This is a genomic window from Colwellia aquaemaris, from assembly GCF_057548755.1.
Genome location: NZ_BAAJLV010000001.1, coordinates 622,714 through 649,130, shown reverse-complemented (window position 1 = coordinate 649,130; position 26,417 = coordinate 622,714). Strand labels below are relative to the sequence as shown.

18 protein-coding genes are annotated in these 26,417 nt (G+C 38.5%); 6 read left to right on the top strand and 12 right to left on the bottom strand.

Annotated features, from left to right (window positions below):
• Positions 1-336: 336 nt before the first annotated feature.
• The gene (gene pgi / locus AC27HL_RS02870; RefSeq protein ID WP_487078860.1) at positions 337-1,980 is read right to left on the bottom strand and encodes a glucose-6-phosphate isomerase; all 1,644 of its coding nucleotides are present in this window, start codon (positions 1,978-1,980) and stop codon (positions 337-339) included.
• Positions 1,981-2,197: 217 nt separating this feature from the next.
• Here pgi and AC27HL_RS02865 point away from each other — a divergent pair, with 217 nt between their 5' ends.
• A complete protein-coding gene (locus AC27HL_RS02865) occupies positions 2,198-3,214 on the top strand; it encodes a LacI family DNA-binding transcriptional regulator (protein ID WP_487078859.1) in 1,017 nt (338 codons plus the stop codon).
• 19 nt (positions 3,215-3,233) lie between these two features.
• Here the strand turns inward: AC27HL_RS02865 and AC27HL_RS02860 are convergent, their stop codons facing one another.
• Complete coding sequence (locus AC27HL_RS02860) at positions 3,234-3,842, bottom strand: TetR/AcrR family transcriptional regulator (RefSeq protein WP_487078858.1); 609 nt, start codon at positions 3,840-3,842, stop codon at positions 3,234-3,236.
• A 236-nt stretch (positions 3,843-4,078) separates the two neighbouring features.
• On the opposite strand from AC27HL_RS02860, the gene AC27HL_RS02855 reads away from it, so the two are divergent.
• Positions 4,079-5,221 carry an efflux RND transporter periplasmic adaptor subunit gene (locus AC27HL_RS02855; protein WP_487078857.1) on the top strand — a complete coding sequence of 381 codons (1,143 nt, stop codon included), beginning with the start codon at positions 4,079-4,081 and terminating at the stop codon, positions 5,219-5,221.
• On the top strand, positions 5,218-8,319 hold the full coding sequence (locus tag AC27HL_RS02850) for an efflux RND transporter permease subunit (protein WP_487078856.1): 3,102 nt from the start codon (positions 5,218-5,220) through the stop codon (positions 8,317-8,319). The genes AC27HL_RS02855 and AC27HL_RS02850 overlap by 4 nt, the downstream gene beginning before the upstream one ends.
• A 160-nt stretch (positions 8,320-8,479) precedes the next feature.
• Here the strand turns inward: AC27HL_RS02850 and AC27HL_RS02845 are convergent, their stop codons facing one another.
• The 6 genes from AC27HL_RS02845 to AC27HL_RS02820 form a co-directional block, all read right to left on the bottom strand.
• Complete coding sequence (locus tag AC27HL_RS02845) at positions 8,480-8,638, bottom strand: hypothetical protein (protein WP_487078855.1); 159 nt, start codon at positions 8,636-8,638, stop codon at positions 8,480-8,482.
• A gap of 35 nt (positions 8,639-8,673) precedes the next feature.
• Positions 8,674-9,024, bottom strand: coding sequence for a ribonuclease E inhibitor RraB (gene rraB / locus AC27HL_RS02840; protein WP_487078854.1), 351 nt, complete (start codon positions 9,022-9,024; stop codon positions 8,674-8,676).
• Positions 9,024-9,797: a 1-acylglycerol-3-phosphate O-acyltransferase gene (locus AC27HL_RS02835; protein ID WP_487078853.1), complete on the bottom strand. Its 774-nt coding sequence runs from the start codon at positions 9,795-9,797 to the stop codon at positions 9,024-9,026. Before AC27HL_RS02835 ends, rraB begins: the two co-directional genes overlap by 1 nt.
• Positions 9,798-9,977: 180 nt before the next feature.
• Complete coding sequence (locus AC27HL_RS02830; protein ID WP_487078852.1) at positions 9,978-10,730, bottom strand: MipA/OmpV family protein; 753 nt, start codon at positions 10,728-10,730, stop codon at positions 9,978-9,980.
• Positions 10,731-10,796: 66 nt separating this feature from the next.
• The gene (locus AC27HL_RS02825) at positions 10,797-11,555 is read right to left on the bottom strand and encodes an MlaA family lipoprotein (RefSeq protein WP_487078851.1); all 759 of its coding nucleotides are present in this window, start codon (positions 11,553-11,555) and stop codon (positions 10,797-10,799) included.
• Positions 11,555-12,853: a hypothetical protein gene (locus AC27HL_RS02820; protein WP_487078850.1), complete on the bottom strand. Its 1,299-nt coding sequence runs from the start codon at positions 12,851-12,853 to the stop codon at positions 11,555-11,557. Before AC27HL_RS02820 ends, AC27HL_RS02825 begins: the two co-directional genes overlap by 1 nt.
• A gap of 283 nt (positions 12,854-13,136) precedes the next feature.
• Between AC27HL_RS02820 and AC27HL_RS02815 the strand changes: the two genes are divergently transcribed.
• Positions 13,137-13,940, top strand: a complete 804-nt coding sequence (locus tag AC27HL_RS02815) for a hypothetical protein (protein WP_487078849.1) — start codon at positions 13,137-13,139, stop codon at positions 13,938-13,940.
• A 95-nt stretch (positions 13,941-14,035) separates the two neighbouring features.
• Here the strand turns inward: AC27HL_RS02815 and AC27HL_RS02810 are convergent, their stop codons facing one another.
• The gene (locus AC27HL_RS02810) at positions 14,036-14,764 is read right to left on the bottom strand and encodes a response regulator transcription factor (protein WP_487078848.1); all 729 of its coding nucleotides are present in this window, start codon (positions 14,762-14,764) and stop codon (positions 14,036-14,038) included.
• Between the two features lie 497 nt (positions 14,765-15,261).
• Positions 15,262-17,040, bottom strand: a complete 1,779-nt coding sequence (locus AC27HL_RS02805; RefSeq protein ID WP_487078847.1) for an acyl-CoA dehydrogenase C-terminal domain-containing protein — start codon at positions 17,038-17,040, stop codon at positions 15,262-15,264.
• A gap of 154 nt (positions 17,041-17,194) precedes the next feature.
• Here AC27HL_RS02805 and AC27HL_RS02800 point away from each other — a divergent pair, with 154 nt between their 5' ends.
• Positions 17,195-18,154 (top strand): hypothetical protein, encoded by a 960-nt coding sequence (locus tag AC27HL_RS02800; protein ID WP_487078846.1) that lies wholly within the window; start codon positions 17,195-17,197, stop codon positions 18,152-18,154.
• Positions 18,155-18,177: 23 nt separating this feature from the next.
• Here AC27HL_RS02800 and AC27HL_RS02795 read toward each other — a convergent pair whose 3' ends face one another.
• Both AC27HL_RS02795 and AC27HL_RS02790 read right to left on the bottom strand, forming a co-directional pair.
• Complete coding sequence (locus AC27HL_RS02795) at positions 18,178-21,444, bottom strand: response regulator (protein WP_487078845.1); 3,267 nt, start codon at positions 21,442-21,444, stop codon at positions 18,178-18,180.
• Between the two features lie 190 nt (positions 21,445-21,634).
• On the bottom strand, positions 21,635-23,014 hold the full coding sequence (locus AC27HL_RS02790; protein ID WP_487078844.1) for a PhoH family protein: 1,380 nt from the start codon (positions 23,012-23,014) through the stop codon (positions 21,635-21,637).
• Positions 23,015-23,495: 481 nt separating this feature from the next.
• Between AC27HL_RS02790 and rapA the strand changes: the two genes are divergently transcribed.
• Positions 23,496-26,408 carry an RNA polymerase-associated protein RapA gene (gene rapA, locus AC27HL_RS02785; RefSeq protein ID WP_487078843.1) on the top strand — a complete coding sequence of 971 codons (2,913 nt, stop codon included), beginning with the start codon at positions 23,496-23,498 and terminating at the stop codon, positions 26,406-26,408.
• Positions 26,409-26,417: the final 9 nt, after the last annotated feature.

Below are 26,417 nucleotides of genomic sequence, written 5' to 3'. Positions count from 1 at the left end.
ACTTTCCCTTACACACGTTTTATATAGTAGTTATTTTGTATAACCTTGTTGAAGACAGCGCTGTCTTTAATTCATGACAGCGTTGTCATTAGCTAACTAAAACCTTACACAATAATTATCATTTTGGCTACACTTGATTACAAATTAATCGATAACTTTTTATTAAGTTATTGTATTATAATAGTTTAAAGTTTAAATAAGCTTACTATTGCTCGTTTAATTATTTTATTTGTAAGCAGTTTTTATTCACTTTAAATGAATAAAAAAGAAGATATAGTTATAAAACTGAATAAAAAAGGAGGCCATTAGCCTCCTAATTTATCAACAAGTATTCGGTTAATCTTGCGAACTAAGATAGTATTTCATCAGCTGCATTGTTGAACAATCATGATTTTCTGATAATTCTTTTTGCTCTAGCTCTTGCTGAATATTGGCGGCTAAACCTTTACCGAGTTCAACTCCCCACTGATCAAAAGAACAAATTTGTAAAATAATCCCTTGAACGAAAATTTTCTGCTCATACAACGCAATTAGCTGGCCTAAATTAAAGGGGTCAATACGTTTTAGCAACAAGGTATTGGTTGGGCGATTACCCTTATGAACCTTGTGGGGCGCAACTTTGTCTATGTAGTCAGCCGTTCGCCCTTTTGCTCGTAAATCTTCTCGCACTTGCTGTTCGTCGACGCCGGTCATCAGCGCTTGAGTTTGCGCAAAGAAATTAGCCATTAAGGTTTCATGATGACCTTTAACTGGGGTAACACTTGCCACTGAACCAATAAAATCAGCTGGCACTATATTGTTGCTTTGGTGCAAGTATTGATAAAAAGCATGTTGGCCATTAATGCCCAACTCTCCCCAAATTGACGGCACCGTTGGGTAATCTATTTCTTCACCGTCCCAGGTAACAGATTTACCGTTACTTTCCATTTCTGCTTGTTGCAAATAAGCAGCGAGCATATGCAGGGTCTGATCGTAAGGTAAAATAGCTTGTGATTTTGCCCCCAAAAACGTCGTATTCCAAACACTGATTAATGCCATAATAACCGGCATGTTATTTTCTAAGGGGGCATCACGAAAGTGATTATCCATTGCATTCGCGCCGGCGAGCAATTGCTTAAACTTATCAAAACCTAAGTCTAAGGCAATTGCTAATCCTATCGCCGACCACAGAGAAAACCTGCCACCTACCCAATCCCACATATCAAATATATTGTCAGCTTGAATACCAAATGACATAGCATTGGCTGCATTTGCGGTTACAGCAACAAAGTGTTTAGCAACCGCCTTGTCATCAAATGATGCCGCTGTTAGCCAGTTTATTGCGGTTTTGGCGTTGGTCATGGTTTCTGTGGTGGTAAAAGTTTTACTGGAAACAATAAACAACACATTTTCCGGCTCTAACGGCCTTAGAATATCAGCAATTTGCGCGCCATCCACGTTAGAAACATAATGAACATTCACACAGTCATCACTATATTGCTTAAGTGCTTCTGTGACCATTTGCGGGCCAAGGTTTGAGCCGCCAACGCCAATATTTACTATATTTGTAATTCGTTTTCCTGAATATCCAAGCCAATGCCCTTGCCTAACTTTATCAACAAAAACAGCCATCTTCTCTAACTGTTGATTTACTTGCTGATGAATATTCTCGCCATCTACAGTTAGCTGCTCATCAACATAGCCCCTTAATGCTGAGTGCAAAACAGCTCTGTCTTCAGTTTTGTTAATCTTTTCACCCGCAAACATTTTTTCACGCCAATCTTCTAACTCACATTCATTTGCTAGCTGCAGTAGATTTTGCTTAGTTTCACTGTTGATAAGGTTTTTCGAATAATCAAGAAGCATGTTAGGCAATTCAATAGCGAACTTTTCAAAACGGTTGTTATCTGCCGCAAATAAATCATTCATATGCTGGGATTTCATTTCCTGTGCATGATTAAGCAGCTTTTTCCAACTAGGCAGTAATTGACGATTCGACATTATTCATTCCTCAAACAGATAAACAGTGAACTTAATCAGAGCACTTTATTAACAAATGACAGCGCTGTCAATTAATATTAAAAACCTCAAAAATAGCCAAGTGCATTAATCAAGCTGATAAAAAATTAATATTTAAGGTTGCCCACTGCCAAGAGAAACAATACCCTTAGGCACAATAATGATTTACATAACGAATAATTTAAGGCGTTAACTTCGAATGAAAGCAACGATTAACGATGTCGCAAAACAAGCGGGAGTTTCAATTAAAACCGTGTCTCGCGTCATGAACAATGAACCTTCTGTGCGCCAGCCAACCCGCGAAAAAGTAATGGCAGTTGTTGAAGAGTTAAATTACCAGCCTAACTTAGCGGCTCGAAATTTAGCGGGTACAAAATCATTCAGTGTTGCCTTTATATATGATAATCCGAACGCTTATTACGTAATTGACATGCAAAATGGCATTTTATCTGCCTGTAAAAAACAAGGTTTTGAATTATTGATTCATCCGTGTGACGCTAAAGCCGAAAACTTGCTGGACGAAATTACTAAAATGGTAAAGCATTCACGCATTGCCGGCCTTGTATTAACACCACCATTTTCTGAACAACCTGAATTTGTTCAGCAGATGAAAGACTTAGACATTGAAGTGGTTCGAATTGTCTCCGGAGATATAGCGCCAGATGATATTGCCCCTTGCATTATGGTTAACGATAATGCCGCTGCTCATAGCATTACTCAACATTTAATTAATTTAGGGCATAAAAATATTGGCTTTATTGCTGGTGAGGCAGAGCATAGATCAACAGTTGAGCGCCTCAGAGGTTATAAACAAGCCTTGCTCGACAACTCAATAACGTTAGACCCTGCACTGATCATCGAAGGCGAGTATTCATTTGAGTCAGGCGTTAATGGCGCAAAAACATTGCTTAGCAAAGCTAAAAAGCCAACAGCAATTTTCTCATGTAACGATGAAATAGCCGCCGGTGCGCTATTTGCATCGCGCTTGATGGGGATTTCAATTCCCGAACAGTTATCAATTACTGGCTTTGAGAATAGCCCATTTTCACGACAAACTTGGCCAACATTAACCACAGCTGACCAACCAAACCAAAAAATCGCAGAAGACGCCGCTACCTTGCTAATTTCACGTGCTCGTAAACAAAAAAATAACCCCGAAACTCAGCTATATACACCAGAATTAGTGGTAAGAGATTCTACTGGCAAGGCAAGTTAATCAGTGCCTAGGCTACATTTTAACAACTGTAGCCTTTAAGAAACATGGCAATACTAGATTTTAAATAAAGATCGACTTCATCTTCAGATATTTGCTTTTTAGTATTAAATTCTACACGCATCCAACACTCGCCTTTCGCCATATTTAAAAACTGTAAAGCGGCAAATTTTGGCTCTGGAATATTAAGTTGCTTTTTATTGTGAAACTCGGCCATAAGTTGCGCAACTTCATTGGCGACGCGCTCGGGTCCTTCTTGATAAAACAATTCAGACAATTGCGGATATGAATTTGATTCATAAGCACAAATTTTATGTATCGCTAGCGCTTCTTTCGAGGTAAGCATCGCCAAAAAACGCTTTGCTAATACAAACAAAATTTCTGCTGGCTCGCTAGCATCGGCAACCGAAATTTCTGTCATGTGGTATGAGTCACATTTTTGCTTTATTGATGCGGCAAATAGTTCATCTTTATTACCAAAATGGCTATATACTGTTTGCTTGGAAACACCTGCATTTTTTGCAATTAAATCCATACTAGTTGAACTATAACCTTGCTCAGTAAAAAGCACAGTGGCGGCTTCTAGGATCTGCTTTCTCTTGCTTTCACTTTTACTACGAACATTTACCATACTAGTAATCACCACTTCCTACTATTTTTCCAACAGACAATTTATTCACTTTTAACTGGCTATTATGATTTAAAATCCAACACTTTGCACTCTATCAAACAGATATCCTAGTCAAAATGAAGCGCCATTATTTGTATTTCTGTCTATAACATACCCAAAATAAACTGGACAGTCTAGTCTGATTAAACTAGACTCCATAGTCTAGTTAATAGATTTTCTATGTTAAGGTCGGTCTCGTGTTTAATAACCAACGCACTAAAATTATTACTTCAATTACCAGTTTTCTATTGATATCTACAGTATTAAGCGGCTGTTCTAAATCGAACGATGTAGTCGAGCAAGCCAACACCTATCATCAGAGTGCAAATATAGAAACGATTTCTCCGAGTAATTTTTACCAAATCTCATATGAGTATATCGGTAAAGTAGCAAGTAAGCAGTTTTCGTCGTTAAGTTTCGAATATGGTGGAAAGGTTGAAAAAGTGTATGTAGACAGCGGTGATTCGGTGGCAAAGGGGCAACTGTTAGCAGAATTTAATACCGAGTTACTTGCAATAAAACGACAAGAAATTGATGCGAGTATTCGCCAATTAGTGGCACAGGCAGAGCTAAATAAACTAAATCTTGCCCGAATTAATGAATTAAACACTAAAGGTTATAGCTCCAAACAAACATTAGACGAACTGGAAACCGAGAAAAAGGTTATCCGCGCTGATTTATCCCGCCAGCAAGCAGCTAAAGCAACCATTGATTATCAAATCGCTAAGGCACAACTGCATGCGCCATTTGATGCTGTTGTTAGCAGCCGAACGGTTGCCGAAGGCGAAGTTTTTAATGCCAATCAAGCGGCATTTGAACTTATCAAGCAATCGAAACATGAAATATTAGTTGGTGTGCCAGTCAAAGTTGCACGTGATCTTACTATTGGCGATAAGCTTGATGTTGAGCTTGAGCAAGAAAAACTGTCAGCAGAAATACTAGTGGTAGGTAAACAGGTCAATCAAATCAGTCGCACCGTAGAGCTGCGTTTGGCAATTACCGGCCACGCCAACTTTTATAATGGTCAATTGGCAAAAGTCAAAATTCATCAAAAAGTCGAACAAATAGGTTTTTGGTTACCAATTTCGGCATTAACTGATGGTATTCGCGGCCAATGGAATGTTTTTCGTGTTGAAAATCAAAAAGATGGTTTATTCAAAATTATTGCGACAACCGTTAATGTAAAATATTCAACACTAGATGCAGCGTATATTACGGGTTTACCAACCGAGCAACAGCAAATTATTGTCGCTGGCGTACACAGATATGTTCCCGGACAATTGGTGAGAAATTCGCTAAAAGCGTCAGAGCAAACAGCTAAGGTGGGAAGCTCGCTATGATCCGTTCATTTGTAAAAAATGGTCGCTTAATGTCACTGGTTATCGTGCTATTGATTGTAGCTGGCTTAGGCGCGCTAACCAATTTACCTCGCACTGAAGATCCAAGAATCACCAATCGAATTGCCAGTGTTATTACCCAACTTCCAGGGGCTAGCGCTGAACGCGTAGAGGTTTTGATCAGTGAAAAAATTGAACAGAAGTTACGTAAATTACCCGAAATTAATTTACTTACCTCTAATTCAAGGCCAGGAATTTCTATTGTAAAGGTACAACTACAAGATGAAATTACCGACACTAAGCCGATCTGGTCTCGTGTACGCGATTTACTTAATGATTTAAATCCAAGCTTTCCCGAAGGCACTCTAACACCCGTATTAGAAGATGATAGAGGTTATGCCTATACGCAAATAATTGCGCTTAACTGGCAAGGGAGCGATGCACCTAACATTGCCATGCTTGGCCGTTATGCCAATGAATTACAAAATCAATTAAAACTGGTGCATGGTACCGATATTGTTAATATTTATGGCCGTGGCAATGAAGAAGTTTTAGTCGACATTGACCCAATACTTGCCAGCCAATTGAATCTTTCCACACAGCAAATATCAGCGGCAATAGGAAATGCTGACGCTAAGGTTTCAGCTGGGCAATTAACGAATCAATTTAACCAAATGCAAATTGAATTAACTGGTGCATTAAATAACACGGAACGTATCAGTAATATTTCAGTAAAAACAGATCAGCAAGGTAATTTACTGCGCTTAGGTGATATTGCAGACATTCGTAAAACCGTGAACTATCCGCCAACAGAAATCGCCATGGTCGATAATCAACAAGCGGTGGTGGTTGCAACACGTATGTTACCAAATTTGCGCATTGATCAATGGAGCAGTGCCGTTCAAGAAAAGCTAAATGCATTTTCAAACACCTTACCAAGTAATATCTCCCTAAAAATTATTTTTGATCAAAGCAGTTATACCCAGACCCGTTTAAGTGATTTAGTCAGCAATATTGCCGTCGGCTTTGCCATAATAGCTGTGGTGTTACTAATTACGCTAGGCTGGCAAGCAGCGGTTATTGTGGCCTTGTCATTACCGCTAACCGTTTTATTTACGCTTTCTGTAATGAATTTCTATGGCCTGCCAATTCACCAAATGTCGGTTACAGGCTTAGTGGTTGCTTTAGGTATTATGGTCGACAACGCCATTGTCATGGCTGATACTATCAAAACAAATCGAGAACATGGTCAACGCCGACTTGATGCTGTTGCTAATGCCGTTAATCATTTATGGCTACCGTTATTAGGCTCAACATTAACCACTGTGCTCGCTTTTATGCCAATTGTATTAATGCCTGGGCCTGCCGGTGAGTTTGTTGGTGGTATTGCGTTAAGCGTTATATTCTCCTTAGTCGGCTCTTATATTATTTCGCATACTATCGTTGCGGGTTTAGCAGGACGATTTATAAGTAGAACTAACCAAGCACAGAATCACTGGTATCAACGCGGCATTACCATAGCTTCACTTAACCAAGGTTTTGTCAAAACATTAACCTGGTCGCTTACGCATAGAAAAACCGTTATCGCCCTAGTATTTTGTTTACCTTTATTTGGATTTATTGCAGCCAAACAGCTTTCTGAGCAGTTTTTCCCCGCTTCAGATCGCGACATGTTCCAAATTGAATTATTTCTGCCAGCCCAAAGTAGTATTGTCAATACTGAATGGGCAAGTGAAGAATTAACTCAGTATTTAACGCAATTAAACGGCATTAAATCTGTGCATTGGTTTATCGGCAAAAATGCTCCCTCGTTTTACTATAATCTGGTGCCATCTAAAGACGGCGCACAATATTATGGCCAGGCCATGGTAACCGCAACTAGCTTTCAAGAAGCAAATCGTTTAATCCCCGAAATTCAGCAATCGCTTGATGATATGATGCCCGAAGCACAAATTTTAGTGAGAAAACTCGAGCAAGGCCCTCCATTTAATGCACCAGTTGAGTTACGTGTTTATGGGCCAAATCTTGACCGGCTAAAAACCATAGGTGACGACATTCGTGGCTTTATGGCGAGCACTAAAGATATCACCCATAGTCGCGCAACATTACAGCCTGGTACGCCAAAAGTTTGGATTAATATTAATGAAGCTGAAGCAAACTTAGCGGGATTATCATTAAAAGACGTTGCTACACAGCTCAATACCACGCTGTCAGGATTGCACAACGGTTCTATTATCGAGTCGACTGAATCTATTCCTGTACGTGTGCGTATTGGCGATGAAAAACGTAATGAATTGGCCGCCTTAGCAAATATTAACATTATAACGCCAAATGATAAGCAACCAATTCCATTAACAGCAATTGCTGATTTAGACATAAAAGCCAGTCGTGGTGCTATTCCACATAGAAATGGCGTTAGAGTGAATGTTATTGAAGGCTATATTCGTGCCGGTGTTCTACCTTCTGTTGTGCTTAATCGCGTTAAAGAGAAGATGAGCAAGGCAAATTATCAATTGCCTGCGGGTTATCAATTAGAGCTAGGTGGCGAATCAGCAGAGCGTAATAAAGCTGTTGGAAAACTACTTGCCAGCGTTGGCTTAATTTTAACTTTATTATTGACAGTTGTGGTGTTGTCATTTAACTCTTTCCGCTTAAGTGCCATCATCTTTTTGTCAGCATTTCAGTCAATTGGCCTAGGCTTACTGAGCATTTATATTTTTGATTACCCATTTGGCTTTACTGTAATTATTGGCTTATTGGGACTTATGGGCTTAGCTATCAATGCCGCCATTGTAATTATTGCTGAGTTGAAGATGGATGAAAAAGCGGTGCAAGGTGATAGCAAAGCAATTATACGTTGTGTCCAAAGTTGTGCTCGTCATATTAGTTCAACCACTATAACTACGGTTGGTGGCTTCCTGCCGTTAATTCTTGCTGGTGGTGGCTTTTGGCCACCATTTGCTGTGGCAGTTGCTGGTGGTACTGTATTAACTACAGTCTTATCGTTTATTTTTGTACCAGCAGCATTTTCATTATTTAGTAATCGTCACGCTTTTGAGCTAACGAAACAAGCACCATTGTCTTTGGCTAAGGCTAGCTAATCTAATTAACTGTTCAATGACATCGTCATTCTTTGCCCTCCATGGCATCATGACATACTGTTCATCCTGAACATCGTCATTTTTTGCCTTCCGTGGCATCATGACATACTGTTCATCCTGAACATAAAAAAACGCAAAGTGACTACACTTTGCGTTTTTTTTATGAATCAGGATTAAAACCGTTCTTAATTTTTTCAATTCGCTCTTGATGCCGATGATGTGCTTTTAGTCCTGCGATACCAAATGCACCGACAATAGCAACTATGGGAATCAATAACGATAATGTTTCAGGCTTTAATAATGTTTCTAACCATTCCATCGGGGTAACCTACTTTATTTTTATATGTTGATTAATTATTCTTCGAAATATGTACCCCAACCATCATAATCAACTTTGCACTGTTTTGCTAATTCAAACATAGTTTTTGTTTCATCAAAAATAATATCGAAATCTAAAGCTTGCTCGGTGACAATATCAAAAGCAAACACTTTCTCACCGTTTTCTAACTCAGCTTCTTCTGGCTCTTCAATTTCAAAGCCCATTTTAAATGCGCTAACCGCCGCCTTTTCTAATACGTCAAAGTCAACACTAGAAAAGTGGTGCTCGATAGTATGATGAACTTCTTCATTGGTGCCGTCTGCAATTAATGCTTCAATTAACTGTTCGGTATGTTCTCGCCATTGTTGCAATTCTTCATCAATCATTATTTTATCTCACTCGGTTGTTCTTGGTCTGTTGCCTCATCTTTTGATAAGACTATTTCGCGCCCTGTTTCTTTATTAAGGGCGGCAAGTTTCACTAACATTTCAGCACGAGTTTGGTTAGTGATGGTTCTAATTTTATCTCTTTCATCGGCAGTAATGGTAATAGGGTCAAGTAATTCAATAATCATTTTCCCATTATTCCATCGATTTAAATTAATGGTTTTATGCGTGTTACTGGCACAAATAGGTACAATTGGCACCTCAGCTTTCACTGCCGTACGAAAAGCTCCGGTTTTAAAAGGTAACAAGCCGCGACCGTAACTGCGTGTTCCTTCTGGAAACAACCATACCGACAGCTTTTTCTCGCGAATTTTCTTTGCCGTCAACTCAATGGTATTCATGGCTTTATTCTTATTTTTTCTATCAATAAGAATATTCCCCGTTAACCAATACATTTGTCCAAAAAATGGGATCCATTTTAAACTTTTTTTGCCTACGCTAACGGTACCAGGCTGCACAGCCCCGCTAACAGTAAATATGTCGTAACTATTTTGGTGGTTACAAATATAGACCACTGGCCCTATATTTTTCACTGAATCAGGAATACGTACTTCCACCTCTAAGCCCAACAACTTAGATACCTTGCCCATATATTTCGCCGTATGATGCACATTGTCTCGATGAAAAGGGCGAATTAAGCAAAATAAACACGAACAAATAGAAATGATAACCAACACAATAGTCATCAAAATAATACGAATTACAGCTAACAAAAGGCATTCCTAGAAAATTTACGAGGCGTGATTATACCTTTAATTTCATAAATAGCTAAATCTTGCATTTAGCTATTTATCACAATAGCAATATTTCTATTGCACCAGCATGATTAAAAGCGATAAACCTTACTATGTGGCAAATCCTAAAAACTAATTTATTACTAGAAACTCAAATTGTTAGAATGAGTATACTGCGCCAAGCAGAGCCAAGTTAGCTTTATCATCTGTTGCAATAGCGCTATCAGATATTTCATCACCTAAAGACGTTACTGTTAAGGCACCGATAGCAGTCCAATTTTTTGATAATTTATATGTACCAATAAGCCCTAATGTCGCATTTAACGTAGAATCGTTAACCCCATAGTAGTAATTGACCATATCTTTGTCTAAGTGCTCTAAGCGTGCATTTAATGTTAATGTTTTTTCTCTATCAGCATAGGCAATATAACTTGCACTGGTATAAAATTTTGCCCCCTCTGAGTTATTTGAAACGTCTGTTACATAGCCTGCTTCTATATTTAGCTTTTGATAACGGTATGCAGCATTTACACCTACCATAAAAGAAGTATCACGGTCACCCCAAGTTTGTGCTAGTTCATTGTTAGCAATATCTTCTTTATCATAGCCACCGTGGGTTGTTACAACACCCCCAAAACGAAAGCCATTCTTATTTTTATAAAGCCAGCCACCTATGCGATTAAACTTAAAATAAAATCTGTCATTGTAATGAACATTGATAACGGGCAAGGCCGTGGTTTTATTATCATCACTGCCGATAAATTCAGGTAAATTAACCACAGCTAAACCTACCTGTCCGTGTAGGCCATTTTTTGCTTTTTCTGTGCTGTCAGGCAACTGATTTACATCATTTATGCTGGCCGCTAATGACGAGCCTGAAAGTAATGCTAAAGCGATTAAAGATTTTTTCATTATAAATATCATCCTATATTTATGGGGTTTAACCTATTTTCTACACTAGTGCTTATGACTAGATAATTATCGAGCGATCTGGATTTCACGGTACTTTAAATAAAGCAGCCTTAAGTTTTCATATTCAAAAGCAGAGCCAGATGCATAGTAACGAAATGGTAATCGTGCTCTGGTATCAATACTGTTTAGGAATGACAAAAACAGCTCTTCGTCTGCTTTCATTCCTAGCTCATCAATAGCTTGTTGATAGGCTAAAGAGTCAAATGCTAAGCCAGCAGCATCACGCAATGACGATGGTCCCAGTAATGGTAATACTAAATAAGGCCCAGCTCCTACTCCCCAGTAACCTAAGGTTTGACCAAAGTCTTCATCTTGCTCAACCAAGCCTATCGGTGTTGCCACATCAAAAACACCCGCTAAACCTAGTGTAGAATTTAGTGCAAAGCGCCCTAACGTTTCGCCTGCTACCGCAAGTTTTAACTGTAGTAAAGAATTTATAAAAGTTGGAATTTCACCTAAATTATCGAAAAAATTGCTAACACCAGCTTCGATAAAATCTGGAGTGATTTTTTGATAGCCGCTAACTACCGGTAACAATACATATTGATCAGCCTTTGCATTAAAGTAATACATGCGACGATTAAAGCCTTCCCAAGGATCAGCATATTCGCTCATTAATCCCAACTTATTATGATTATCAGGAAGTTTCACTAATGGTGCAATTGCATCATCTTCCAATTTTGGTACTGCAGAGCATGCCAATAAAGCCCCTGACACAAACAAACAAATGGCCTGCTTAGTATATCGATTGATAAACGCAAACATTAGTGCACTCCTTGGCTAAATGTGCCATTAATATGAGCAATAAAACTTGCTCTGTCCATATTGCCGCAATGGCCGCCACGTGGAAATATTTTCGCGCGCTCGGTAAATACACTTTGTAAATACTCAACTTCACCTGCCGCCAAAATAAGATCATCAGCATTGGTTACTAACAGGATTTTATCGGAGGTTTTCAAATAATCTTCAATAGCATGCAAGCTATAGCGATGAATTAACGCCTCTTTAGTAATATTGGCATCTTCTCGTTGAGCTCTTGGTAACATTGCACCCTCAAAATAATTAACAAAAGTAATATCACTGGCACGCTGCATAGAGTGCGTTAAACTTTCAAACTTATCTATGTCATGGTTTTTATAGGTAATAGCGCCGCTATTAAAACTGGCATCTAAGGCAAAAATCATATCTGATGATGACATTCGAAAAGATGCGCCAATAAGCAGTTTAAGCTCAGCTTCTGTTAAATGTGCATTTTTAAACAAACTGAAAATAGAGTCTTGATCAAAGTTAGAAGATTCTTGCGCTGCATAACCGTCAGAAAAGCGTGCAAATATTTCATCAAACATAGCAATCGAAGCTTCGCGGTTATTCCGCAAATCGAAATATTTATCGAGTATGCTCACCGAGTTATATAGGCTAACAGGAGGATTGATCATCAGTACTTTTTCAAAATTAAACACTTTCTTTTCTTCGTCAAGTAGTGAAACAAATGCAGAATGTGCTCCGCCTAAACTATAACCCGTTAACGAAAATGATGACGCAAGTACTTGCTCTTCTCGTTGAACTTGCAGCCAAACCCGCTCCATTACATCGTATAACTCTTGGGCATCGTGTGCTAAGTTACCCGGCATATATTTAGTGTTGTTCGAATTAACAATAAAATTAGCAAAAGTAGGCGAAGACAACGAAATTACATGGTAGCCTTGCTGATAAAAATTTTTTTGCAGATTAATCATCTTAGCACTGTCATAGCCAGCCCCAGTACCTGCAATAACAAAAATAAGTGGTGCAGTCGTCTCTTGCTTTAATAACGAGTAATTCATTTTTTTACTAAACCAGAAAACTTCAGGAATGTTTTCCAGAGGTTTAATGGTGATACTTTTATTCAGTACAGGCACAAACTCAGCGAGGTCTGCTCTCGGCTCCTGACAATATCCAGTAACGGTTGCTTGATAACGAGAATACGGCAGGTCGCAAACATTTTTCTCAACAACATCTTCAGGTAATAAATTGCTGGTACACGCTGCTAATAAAACAACGAATAAACACATGACAAAGCGCACTAATGTTCTCCTTAATATTGTTATGCTTTTAACTAATACGACACCTATATTTTTCTATTCTCTTGCTATTTTTATCACTTAAAGCATCGATATTATTCTAGCGTTTACGCATATAAATGTATCTATTTTAACGTTAAAAAATAAAAATAGTTATTTTCTCCACGACTTTAAAATCATTAGCTATAGTTAAATCATCGCGAATAAAAATAATTAGCGCATCAACATCAAATTTTACGCTGTTTTCAAGTTTTACTAGATTAACTTAGAGTGTAAAGGGGAGAATATGAGAATAACGCTTACTCGCAATAGCTTTTATTGTTGCTGCTTTTTGTTGCTTCAATTTAGCAATATAAGTCATGCTAATGAATATTTCTCGGCTATCCAAACATTGCCCGAATCAAACATGGATAACAACGACGTTAGCCGAAATAAAAATACTGCCCTTAACACGGCAATTAACCCTAAAGATTGGTCTGATTCAGCAATTGAGCACATAGCTGTAACCAATAAAAACGTTAATCTTTCGCCTCAAGTGAATGATATTTTTAGCGTAGACAACAGTAAATATTTACAACATAAAATCGCTGAAACGTTTAAAACTGGGCTTTATAGTTTGAAAAACAATTACGTGCTTTCAAGCCGCAGCCAGATGCTTAATGAAGAAGATTTTTTAGTACCAAACTTGGCTCAACAAACTTTATTTCAATATGGCCGTTTCCGTACAGAAACAGGCTATAACAGTACAAATAATTTAAATCATAAGCGTGTTAAAAGCTTTTTACATGGTGCGTATAGTTTAGTTAATTTTGGTCGCTTTAATTTGTCTGTAACAGCAAGTATCGAAAGCATGGAAGGCTCTCAAAATGAACTTCAAGTCAAACCTTTGCCGACAACTAACGCCTACACCAGTGCGTTACCAACAACCAGCACAACCATAGGAGTCATCGGCAGTTTTGATTTAACTAATCATTGGAGTGTCGTTGGCGCAATTACCACAAGCCATGTTGCTAGCACTAAAGATGACTTCACGCTATTGAACCAAAGTGAACAAAAAGTAGCGTTAATTGGTACCACCTATTCATTTTAGTTTACTAGGCTAACTAGCTGTAAAAACAAAAAAAAAGACCAATTTAATTGGTCTTTTTTTTGTTTATAAGATATCAGCTTAAAAGTTGTTACGGTTTAGCCGGCAGTTTCATTAAGGATATAACCTTTACCCCAAACCGTTTCAATACGCGCACACTTCATCCCTTCATTAATTAGCTTGTCACGTAACTTAGAAATTCGAACATCAACGGTACGTTCTACACCGTTATATTCTCGGTTTAGTAGCACGCTATAAATAGCATCTCGTGTCATGACTCGACCAACATTACGTAATAATAGTGCCAGTAACTGAAACTCAAACGAGCTAAGACGAATAATATTGCCGTCAATTTCACATTTATTTGCTTGCGGGTATAAAGCGATGTTACCAACTCTAAAGGCATGCAATGGCCGCTCTTCTTTAGCTGGTTTACGGCGTAACATGGCATCAAGCCTTACTTTTAATACATTAGGCGAAACAGGTTTAGTAATAAAATCATCTGCACCTAACTTAAAAGCACTAATTTGCTCTTCGTCGGTTTCTCTTGCCGTTAAAACGACAATTGGATCATCATAAATTTCTCGAATTTCGTGACAAACATGAAAGCCATCTAATTTAGGTAAGCCGATATCTAAGATAACTAAATCAGGTTTAAACTGACTAATCGCATCTCGTGCCATATCGCCACGGAAAACTTGTTGTACAATAAAGTTGGACTTTTCTAAAAACGATTTTATTAAATTCGACACCATACGATCGTCTTCAATAAGTAATATTTTTTTCATATTACTTTCTGCAGGCATTTCTTTTTTCAAACCAAACATAATCTATTCCACAAAAAAATTGGCAAGTCCGATTTGCAAAGTATAAATGTCTTAAAGCAACAATAAGGTATGATAATGTTACTAAGCCAGTAACATTATGTAACCGCCATACATACTTGAGGTTTAATGGAGCCTGAAGGCTTAAGGATGCTTTAATTCTTCAAATAACACATCAATAGAAACTGACTATTTCGAAATAGCATACGCAAAACCATGAAATTTAATCACCCGGTATCCTTGGTCAACAAACATCATGTTTGCATTTGCTTGAATGAAATATGAGGTAGCGCGTAAATTATGCTTATAACTAAAACTAAAACTAAAACTAAAACTAAGCGAGCGATTTAAAGCGATAAGGCAACTAATCGGTAAGTTTCTTCATTTGCTATGTCTTTATAATTTTACCTGTTTCTTAATAAAAACACCTTAGTTTCAGCAAAAAAAAGCCAATTCACATCATGGAATTGGCTTGTTCGAACGATATTTGTTCAATATGTTTAAAATAATTGCTCTGGCATATCAAACATAGCTTGGCTACCTGCTTTGGCGGAAGAAATTAACGACTGACAACGAGGCAGAAGCCTAGCAAAGAAGTATCTTGCGGTATGAACTTTACTTTGATGAAATTCGCTACCTTCATCAGCATTAAGTGCAACCTCCACCATTTTCGCCCAAACAAATGCCATGGCGGTATAACCAAAAACATGCAAATAATCATTGGCGGCACAGCCCAACTCTTCTGGGTTAGCTTGTGCCGAGAGTAAGATGTCGTGTGTTAAACTTTCCAGTTCGGTCAATGCTTGTGTTAATGGCTCAATGAATTCTTGCATATTTTCAGCGTGTGAGGATGCAATATACGTTTGTACTTCCTCTACAAACACTTTCACAAGCTGGCCTTTACTGCCAGCAACTTTTCGTGCTAACAAGTCCATTGCTTGCACACCATTAGTACCTTCATAAATTTGTGAAATACGAGTATCTCTTACTAATTGTTCTTGCCCCCATTCACGCACATAGCCATGACCACCAAAAATTTGTTGGCCAGCAACTGTGTTTTCAAATCCTAAATCGGTAAAAAATGCCTTGGCAATTGGCGTCATTAACGCCACAAGTTGCTCAGCTTTTTGTTGAGCCTCACCTTCACCATAGGTAGCTATATCAAGCTGCATGGCAATATAGGTAGATAGGGCACGCGAACCTTCATTCAAGGCTTTCATATTTAATAGCATTCTGCGCACATCGCCATGCACCATTAATGAATCTGCTTCTGCACTTGTTGACTTCGCACCACTAAGTGAACGACCTTGTATTCTATCTTTTGCGTATTCCAAGGCATTTTGATATGAACGTTCAGCTGCGCCAAGCCCTTGGATTCCAACACCAATGCGCTCAAAGTTCATCATAGTAAACATGCAGGCGAGGCCTTTATTTAGCTCGCCGACTAAATAACCTCGCGCACCATCAAAATTCATCACACAAGTTGCTGAAGCATGAATACCCATTTTATGTTCAATTGAACCACAACTTACATGGTTAAACTCACCAATTGATTCATCATCATTGACTAGAAATTTAGGTACTAAGAATAACGAGATACCGCGCGGTCCGGCTGGTGCATCAGGTAACTTTGCCAGTACTAAATGAACGATGTTATCAGTTAGATCATGCTCGCCAGCAGTAATGAATATTTTAGTGCCAGTAATTAAATAACTATCGTCGTTTTGTGGAATTGCTTTCGTTCTGATCATGCCTAAGTCAGTACCCGCATGTGCCTCAGTTAAGCACATTGTTGCACTCCACTCCCCTGCATACATGCGAGTAAGGTAGCGATTTTTTAACTCTTCACTACCATGCTTTGCCAGCGATAAACCTGCCCCAGCTGTTAAACCAGGGTACAATGAAAATGAAATATCTGCAGAGCACAGCATTTCTTCATGCAATGCTGTTAACATTTTCGGCATGCCCATACCGCCAAACTCAGGTTCACCACCCAGTGACGTCCAACCACCTTCAACATAAGTATTAAATGCCTGTTTATAACCCGCCGCTGTGGTTACTTTGCCATTATCAAATTTAACACCTGTTTCATCTCCGTTTCGAGAAAGTGGCGCAATTTCTTGCTCTGCTATTTTTGCGCATTCCTGCAAAATGGCTTCAGCTGTTTCTTTATCTACGCGTTCAGCCAAAGTGGGCAACGACTGCCATAACGCATCCGCCTTAAATACGTCATACAATAAAAAACTCATATCTCTTAAAGGCACTTGATAGTCAGCCATCATTTTCTCCAAACACTTGATTAAAACATTTAATTAAAACACTTGTTTGAATATATATTAAACAGAGTAAAAGTAAAGAGCTAACTAGAAATTAGCGTACAAAGAGTTTTTCACGTAAGCTTGAGGTGTACGTGATTAGCTTTTAAGGTTTTATGTGAGATTTTTTGCTACATTTGCTGTTGTTATTTTAACATTTCATAGCTCGCTCTGGGCTAAGCAGCTGAGTTTTAGCAAAAAAGCTAACGAAAATACGGTTCAGTTTAGCTATCAATGGCTAGATCAAGCCCAAGAAAATCAATCTATAACTTTCACGATTGATAAAACCACCCTCTTTGATCGCTTTCGAAATTTTAAGGCCTACCAAGCAAGTCAAGCCAAGCGTTATATAGATCAAGGGCTCAAAAGAGCCTTAAGTAAAGAAAATTCACCTGATGTTCATTTTTCTTTCTTAGGGGCTGGTGACGAGATGCAAATTAAAATTAGCAGTCAAAATCAACAAGCACTGGCGCAAGCTGAAAGAAAAATTCAGGCACTTGAAACTGAATTAATGCGCGAATATTTACACGAAAACTTTTATCAACGCTTCATTTCTTTTGACAATAGCGTAGCCATCAAGCCCGATCATGTTCGTTTTGCTGATGAGTCGGTAAATGACTTCAAGCCGTTAAAAAAGCTAATTTTAGATAAAGCTTCAATACAAAACATTCGTAAAGTGAGTAATTATGTACTCGGTTTTGTCCAAAGTATCCCATATGCCACCTTAGAGTCACGAACAACGTCAACCGGTGCGGGTTTCAATCCGCCTTTAAGAACATTATGGGAAAATCAAGGTGATTGTGATAGCAAGGTAACCTTAACAGCGGCGATATTTCGAATGCTAATGCCACGTATTAAAATGATGCTAGTATTTATTGATAATCATGCTTTATTAGCGATTAATATTCCCGCAGAAGGGAATGAGTTAGCTATTAGTGTCGATGGTTTACAATATGTATTAGCAGAGCCAACTGGCCCTGCACTGATGAATATTGGTGAAGTTTCAGTAGAGTCTGAGTTTGCTATTCGCAACGGCCATTACTACGCAGAGCCATTCTTTGCCAATTTGCAACAGTAGCAGGCAAAATTGTAACGTCCCCCTTAAAGTACCGACAGAATATTTTCTGTCAATGCCGCTAGTGTAATAGGTTTTGCTAAATGTAAGTCCATACCTGCTGCCAAACATTGTTGTTTGTCTTCTTCACGAGCATGGGCTGTCATCGCTAATATCGGTAAATTCTTAAATTGTGATTGCGCACGAATATGCTTTGTGGCGGTTAAACCATCCATAACGGGCATTTGAATGTCCATAAGTACAACATCAATATTATTAGTCGTTAACAGCTCTAACGCTTCTTGACCATTTTCTGCAACGGTAACTTTTATTTTTAATGACTCAAGTAACTTAATGGCAACGAGTTGGTTAACTAGGTTATCTTCAACCAGCAAAACCTTTAATCCGGCTAAGTGCTCTGCAGAGTTTGTATTACTTGCCGCAGGTACAAGTGTATTGGTAACCGATGATAATAATTCAACCTCCTCGGCCAATTTAATAATCGCCTGCCTATAAAGCGGTGTTTCCAGCAATAAATATTTAATTTTCCGCTGGTTAAATTGTTCAAGTAAAGTGGCTGAAATTACGCTTTCAATTGGTTGGCAAATAGCGACCAATGTAATGTGCTCAGCAATTATTGCAATTTCTTCATCAGTAAATTTTTGCTTATTGGTAAGATTATCAAGCAATAAAACGTTGCGAGCACCAATAAGGCTGACATCCAAGTTTTTAAGCTGCTTTATGGTGATAATGTCTTGTTCGAGATTAGCGAAATTTTCTTGCACACTTGCCGGTAAATCTACCGCAAGGTTTATTATTTTTACATCAGACAGCGACAGTTTAAGAGTGCTAAAGCTGTTCATCACTTTATCATGTCGATTATCATGGGTTATTGGAATATTTAAGCTAAATTTTGCCCCCTGGCCTAAGTCACTATCTATGCTTATTTTACCATCAAGTAACTGGGCAATATGCTGGCAAATAGATAAACCTAATCCTGTACCGCCATACATTCTCGTCATTGAATCATCTGCTTGCTGAAATGCTTCAAACAAGTTGCCTTGCTTGGCTTTATCAATACCTATACCTGTATCTTGCACCGTAAAATCAAGTACATCGTGCTCATTTTCTCGGTTTTTAATCAATGACACTGATAGTTTTATATTGCCTTGTTCAGTAAACTTAGTGGCATTGTTTAACAAGTTACTGAGCACTTGTACAAGTCGCATGTTATCGGTATATATTTGCAGTGGTACATTGCTTGCAATCTCAACGTTAAATTGCAAATTTTTACTCACAATTGAGGATATATTTAAGTTAATTGCTTGTGAAATAATATTGTCTAAACTGACAATTTCCTTGTAAATAGACATATTGCCCGACTCGACTTTCGCGGAGTCTAATAATTCATCAACTAGGAAGAGTAAACTATTAGATGCTGTTTGCGCATTCTGTAAGTACTGTTGTTGAATTTTATTTAATTCACTTTGCAGCAATAAATAATACATTCCTTGTATAGCATTAATTGGCGTACGAATTTCATGACTCATATTAGCCAAGAATTGGCTCTTTATTTTATTCGCTTCCTCGGCTTGGTTCTTAGCACGCTTTAACGCTTGGTTAATTTCAAATTGCTGGCTAACATCACGAATTAAAATAATATTACCTAAAGCAATATGACCGTCTCCATAAAAAGGCGCTTTATATACTTCGTAGGTTTTATTGACTGTGCTAACAGTTTGCTGGCTAACTTTATTAACTGGGCTTTGCGCATTATCAGACAAAAAATCAGTTATATCTTGCCCAAATGTTGTGCTAATAAATGCATTAGTTTGCCCACCTAATACCTCATTTTCTTGCTGTGATGCCAACCTTTCAACGGATTGATTACAACCAATAAGACGTCCTTGCTGATCATTAAAAAGAATATAGTCAGGAATAGCATTCATCACTGAGCGCAACAAGGCAAAGTCCCGCTGGTGTTGCTCACTGGTATGCTCAAGTGCTTGGGTTTTTTCTTTTACCCTAATATCCAACTCAACATTTTGATCTTTTAAACGCTGCAACAAGCTGCGGTTTTCGCCAAATAGATCTTCAACTATTTTAAACCAATGGCGCCACTCGATGGATGGTTTAATTTTGCCAGGATCACCTGCTGAACAGTTTTCAATATGGTTAATAAATTGTTTAGAAGGCACGATAAATGTGCGATGCGTAACATAATATATAATAATTAATAACGTGAGCAGCCCGATAAACAAACCAGTAAATATAGCTATAAATCGCTGATCAATTGCGCCATAAAATGAAGACTTTTGCTGATACTCTAATAACACCCAGCCATTAATGGGCAATACTTTGGTTTGCACCACCCAATGGCCAATTTCCGTACTTAAATTTATTTCTCGCAAGGCTTGGTAGCTTAACTGGTTTAATTGCTCTGGGGCAGCATCACTAAATGCGGTACGGGTACTTAATGTTAAATTGTCATTTTTCTTATGCAGTAAAACATGACTGTGCTTATCAACAATTATATAACCATGATTTTCATCCAACACTTCTGGTAGGTAGTCATATAAGCCAGCTGTATTGATATCAACAAGAACGGCTCCTGTCATTCGGTTATCTAAATATACCCCCATACCCAACGCGGTATTGAGGCCTTTGCCAGCCGAGTCTACATATGGCCGAGACCAAAACTTGTCATCACGGTGTACCGAGGCTTGAATTTTAAGCATCAAACTATTGGTTAAACTTTGATCGCTATATTGCCAAATACTTCTAGGCACCCAAGGATACAAGTTAATAAAGCGGCGCATGGAAATGTAATACAGCCAATTAGCTTCTTTGATTGACTCCTGCGCAGTAACAAATGCAGGAGTTAATGCATTTGCCATAACCAATTCTTGCTTCAATGATGGTGTAAATGAATCAACCCGCCCAATGCCCGTTATATTTCCGGTCATAGTTCGTGTTTGACTGGCAATACTTTTACGATTTTTCTGGAGGTAAAAATATTTACCGTCTTGATGTAATGATGGCAGTTTACTTGGTAATTCATCTGGGAACTTTAGGTAATACTGTGCTAAATCTCTGATACCGGTTAAGGTTTCAACGGTCCGGCTCAAGCGATTATTAAGCTGTATACTTTGCGTAGTTAGAGCACTAATTCGATTATCTGCATGAACTTGTCGAGCAAGATAAAAACGATAAAAGGTCACTATAAAGGTCAATAACATGATCACGATAAAAACCGTAATAACTGACTTATTATACCGTTGAAATAACTGCTCTTTTGAACCTTGTGCAAACAAACTAGTGCCCTGCTAATGCAATTTTATTATTATTCATTTAAGCAGTTAAAGCATTTCATGTAACACTTAACTGCTTAATGTCTGACGACTCTCGCCATTGTTTGGTAATGTTAACACCTTAATTAGAGTTAAAATAATACCCGATGATATTGAGCTATGTATATGCTAAATATCATCGGACAACTTATGACTATAAATTTTCTTCTGCAAATGACGCTAATCGACTGCGTACGACACCATTAAGATTAATGGTACTGCTGCCAGGAAAGTCTTTAAATCGTTCAACTATATAGGTCAACCCGGAAGTTACTGCCGTCAAATAATTACTGTCAATTTGTGCTAAATTACCTGAGCACACCAATTTAGTGCCTTCACCACAACGTGTAATTATTGTTTTTAATTGTGAGGCGGTTAGGTTTTGGCATTCATCAAGTAATACTAAGGCATTTTGAATACTACGCCCGCGCATAAAGTTAACCGACTTAAACTGAATATTGGCCTTGTCCATAATGTAATTCAAGCTACCATGCATATTTTCATCTTGCTTATGCAAGACTTCTAGCGAATCGGTAATTGCCGCCAGCCAAGGCGCCATTTTTTCTTCTTCAGTACCTGGCAGAAAGCCGATTGATTCGGCAATTTCAGGTGTACTACGAGTAACAATAATTTTATCGTACAGACCACGTTCTATTACTTGCTCTAATGCTGTCGCTAGTGCCAATAGTGTTTTACCACAGCCTGCAGGCCCCGTTAATATCACCAAATCAATATTTGGATCTAATAACGCATCCATCGCCATACCTTGATAAATGTTTTTTGGATGAATACCCCATGCTTGCTTCGACATTAAGCGATCTCGGCTTAAATCTGTTATTGCTAAGTTTTGCTCATCCCAGCCAGTCACCTTACCTGCAAAATGCTCGCCTTCATCTATTAAATATTCATTCATATAACGATTGGGTAATAACTCACGTTTAACATAGTGGGTTGTATTGCGACCTTCGGTTTCACTCTCGCAATCTTCCACATGCTGCCAAAAATCTCCTTCAAATTGATGATATCCCTTAGTTAAAAATTGAATATCATCAATTAACTGATCGGTTCGATAGTCTTCAACAAACGCTAAGCCTGCCCCCTTAGCTTTTAAACGCATATTTATATCTTTAGTCACCAAAACGACTTTGCTCTGTGGTTTTGCATCTTGTAAATAAATAGCTGTGCTAATGATACGATTATCATTTTCATTAAAGGAAAGCTTTACCTTTTCTTCATCAAGCGCATAATCATTGAATATTGATAAACAGCCACTTGGGTGCTGCTCTGAGTTTTCGGGCAACTTTACGCCAGCAAGTACTTCTTCCGGAGACGCATTTGCTAAAGTGTCTTCTAGCGCCCTGATTGCCACTCGAGCGTCTCTGCTAACATCTTTTCGGCGATCTTTTATTGAATCTAATTCTTCAAGTACCGTCATAGGTACAACTACGTCGTGCTCTTTAAATGAAAGGAAAGCGAAGGGTTCGTGAAGAAGAATATTTGTGTCTAAAACGTAAATTATTTTTTCTGCTGTCATATGAAAATCCTTTACCAAGTTGAAGGTTCTACAGCTCCTCTGGCTTCGAAAAGGTAATAATCAAAGCATAGGCTGCTAGAAACCATTAAAAGTTGATAACTCATCTAACCAAAACAATTTTACTCACCTTAATTGTAGTTCATTACAATTAAGCAGCTTGTTTGTTCATTCCTAAACACAACAAACTTGTCTCCACTGTGACAGTTTATTAAACCGCTAGCAAGTGACTTTTAGGGTAATAAATTAAATTGGTATTGTTGCCAGAAAGTACTTTTTACCTTCATATTTCTATGGCAATATAACCAGTTGTGGTCATCCACTATTCCCCAATTAAATTACATTTCCAGCTTCTATAACTTTTAATCAAAAAAAGTCGTATTTTTCAGATTTATTTAATGATCGCTTCTATGATTAACGGTACTATAGCGCCTTTTTTTTGGTCGTGTATTTATAGCCTAAGCTATTAAGTTGGAGTTTTTCTATGTCATTTTACCCTGGACAGCGTTGGATTAGTGATAGTGAGTCAGATCAAGGGCTAGGAACAGTTACCTCTGTTGAAGGTCGCTTTGTTACTATCGTATTTACGGCCACTGGCGATGCTAGACAATATGCCATAGATAACGCTCCGTTAACTCGCGTCATATTTAACACGGGCGACAGTATCCCAAGTCATGAAGGCTGGTTACTTACCGTAGAATCATTTGAAGAATCACACAACTTAATTACTTACCACGGTGTCCGACAAGATACTGGCGAAACATGCTCATTAAAAGAAGTGATGATTGACCACTTTATTAAGTTCAATAAACCGCACGATCGCTTGCTAAATGGTCAAGTTGATCGCCTCGATTGGTTTCGCTTGCGTAAAGACTGTTTGCACCACCAATTTAGTCAACAACAATCAGATTTAATGGGTCTTAGTGGCGGTCGCGTGAGCTTAATACCACATCAGCTCTATATCGCTGAAGAGGTTGGTAGTCGCTTTGCACCACGTGTTTTACTTGCCGATGAAGTAGGTTTAGGTAAAACCATAGAGGCTGGGTTAATCATTCACCAACAGCTAGTAACAGGACGAGCAAAACGTGTTCTGATCATAGTGCCAGAATCATTAATGCACCAATGGCTAGTGGAAATGTTACGCCGTTTTAACCTGCAATTTAGCATTTTTGATGAAAGTCGCTGTGAAGAAACTTCAAGTAACGGCGAATACGACAACCCATTTAGTTCAGAGCAATTGGTACTAGTAAACCTAGGTTTTATCACTCGCAACCCTAATTGGTACGAAGCCCTTATTGAAGAAGAATGGGACTTAATGGTAGTTGATGAAGCGCATCATTTAAACTGGCAGCAAGACAATGCCAGTATTGAATATCAATGTATTGAGCAGCTTGCACAAACCATTCCTGGTGTTTTGCTGTTAACAGCCACGCCAGATCAACTCGGTCACGAAAGCCACTTTGCGCGTTTACGCTTATTAGACCCAGATCGCTTTTTTGATTACCAAAAGTTCACCGAAGAAGAAGCGCATTACACTGAGGTTGCCGATGCTGCCAATACCTTAGTGGCCAACGAAGCAGTAACGCCTGAGCAAATAACCACGCTAACAAATTTACTAAAAGAAGCGGATGTTAGCGAATATATATCGAATATTAATCAGGCAGATCAAGCTCAACAAGACAATGCTCGCCAGCATATATTGTCACAGCTATTAGATCGTCACGGCACTGGCCGCATCCTATTTAGAAACAGCCGAAATACTATCAAGGGCTTTCCTAAGCGTGAATTACACGCAACGCCATTAGCTATGCCTGAAGGTTACCAAACCGCCATCAATGAATTGTTACTATCTGGTACTGCGGAAGATTTAAAAACGACTAAATCCGCTAAGCTACTATTTACCCCAGAAACACTGTTTGCATTAGAAAGTCATGAAGACTGGTATGACATTGACCCACGTGTTGATTATTTAATTGAGTTATTGCAATCACTGAAAAAAGAAAAGGTCTTAGTTATTTGTGCTCATGCACAAACGGCAATTGATCTTGAAATTGCGTTACGTGTAAAAGAAGGAATGCGCGCTGCGGTTTTCCACGAAGGCTTAAGTATTTTTGAACGTGACCGCGCCGCCGCATACTTTGCTCAAGATGAAGACAGCGCGCAAGTATTATTGTGTTCAGAAATTGGCAGCGAAGGCCGTAACTTCCAATTTGCTCACCACTTAGTATTGTTTGATTTACCAAATAACCCTGACTTACTTGAACAGCGCATTGGTCGTTTGGACCGTATTGGGCAATCTGAAACCATTCGTTTGCATGTACCTTTCTTTGAAGACTCACCACAAAGTTTATTGTTTAAATGGTACAAACAGGCATTAAATGCCTTTGAGCATACCTGTATTACGGGCCACGCGGTTTATCAGTCATTCGGTGACAAACTGTTTGAATTAGCATTAAGTGCTAGCTGGGAATCTGCTGACGCTGAACAACTCATTAAGCAAAGCCATGAAAAACACCTGACCATTAAGCAAGACTTAGAGTCAGGTCGCGACAAGTTACTTGAATTGCACTCTTCTGGCCAAGGTAAGGCTGACGCGCTGGTTGAGAAAATTGAACAACTTGATCAACAAATTCATTTACCGCAATTTATGTTTCAACTATTAGATGTGTTTGGTATTCAACAAGACGATAAAGCCGATAATTCTATCGCTTTACACCCAAGTGAACATATGTTGTCTAGCAATTTCCCATGCCTGCCAGAAGACGGCACTACCATCACTTTTAATCGTCATACAGCCTTGGCTTGTGAGAATTACCAACTTATAACCTGGGACCATCCTATGGTTCGAGGGGCGATGGATTTAGTACTATCGGATGAAATAGGTAATGCCAGCATCGGTATTTTGAAAAACCCTGCATTGCCAGCTGGCACATTCTTCCTGGAATGTATTTTTACCTTAGAAGCGATTGCACCAAGCAATTTACAATTAGGACGCTATTTACCAATTACGCCAATTCGTATTTTAGTTGACAAAAATGGTAATAATTTAGCTGATAAAGTTAGTGAAGCGGTATTAGATCAGCAATTATCGCCAGTTAAAAAACAAGTTGCCTTGCAATTAGTTAAAGCACTTAAAAACCAAGTTTCACCACTTGTAACCAAGGCAGAAGCTCACGCCGAAAAGCAAGTAGCCGATATCCAGCAAAAAGCACTAACGACTATGCAATCAGCTATGGATGAAGAGCACCAGCGTTTAACAGCACTTAAAGCCATAAACCCTAGTGTACGTCAGCAGGAAATTGACTTCATTAGCATGCAAAAAACTGCACTAGCAGAATATATCGAAAAGGCACAAATCAAGTTTGAAGCGATTCGATTAATTGTTGTTAGCCAGTAAACAAAAGGA

What these genes read in the sequence shown, in the direction of transcription:
- pgi (WP_487078860.1), bottom strand. Translation starts at nt 1,980, where the DNA reads ATGTCGAATCGTCAATTACTGCCTAGTTGGAAAAAGCTGCTTAATCAT.
- AC27HL_RS02865 (WP_487078859.1), top strand. Translation starts at nt 2,198, where the DNA reads ATGAAAGCAACGATTAACGATGTCGCAAAACAAGCGGGAGTTTCAATT.
- AC27HL_RS02860 (WP_487078858.1), bottom strand. Translation starts at nt 3,842, where the DNA reads ATGGTAAATGTTCGTAGTAAAAGTGAAAGCAAGAGAAAGCAGATCCTA.
- AC27HL_RS02850 (WP_487078856.1), top strand. Translation starts at nt 5,218, where the DNA reads ATGATCCGTTCATTTGTAAAAAATGGTCGCTTAATGTCACTGGTTATC.
- AC27HL_RS02845 (WP_487078855.1), bottom strand. Translation starts at nt 8,638, where the DNA reads ATGGAATGGTTAGAAACATTATTAAAGCCTGAAACATTATCGTTATTG.
- rraB (WP_487078854.1), bottom strand. Translation starts at nt 9,024, where the DNA reads ATGATTGATGAAGAATTGCAACAATGGCGAGAACATACCGAACAGTTA.
- AC27HL_RS02830 (WP_487078852.1), bottom strand. Translation starts at nt 10,730, where the DNA reads ATGAAAAAATCTTTAATCGCTTTAGCATTACTTTCAGGCTCGTCATTA.
- AC27HL_RS02825 (WP_487078851.1), bottom strand. Translation starts at nt 11,555, where the DNA reads ATGTTTGCGTTTATCAATCGATATACTAAGCAGGCCATTTGTTTGTTT.
- AC27HL_RS02815 (WP_487078849.1), top strand. Translation starts at nt 13,137, where the DNA reads ATGAGAATAACGCTTACTCGCAATAGCTTTTATTGTTGCTGCTTTTTG.
- AC27HL_RS02810 (WP_487078848.1), bottom strand. Translation starts at nt 14,764, where the DNA reads ATGTTTGGTTTGAAAAAAGAAATGCCTGCAGAAAGTAATATGAAAAAA.
- AC27HL_RS02805 (WP_487078847.1), bottom strand. Translation starts at nt 17,040, where the DNA reads ATGGCTGACTATCAAGTGCCTTTAAGAGATATGAGTTTTTTATTGTAT.
- AC27HL_RS02790 (WP_487078844.1), bottom strand. Translation starts at nt 23,014, where the DNA reads ATGACAGCAGAAAAAATAATTTACGTTTTAGACACAAATATTCTTCTT.
- rapA (WP_487078843.1), top strand. Translation starts at nt 23,496, where the DNA reads ATGTCATTTTACCCTGGACAGCGTTGGATTAGTGATAGTGAGTCAGAT.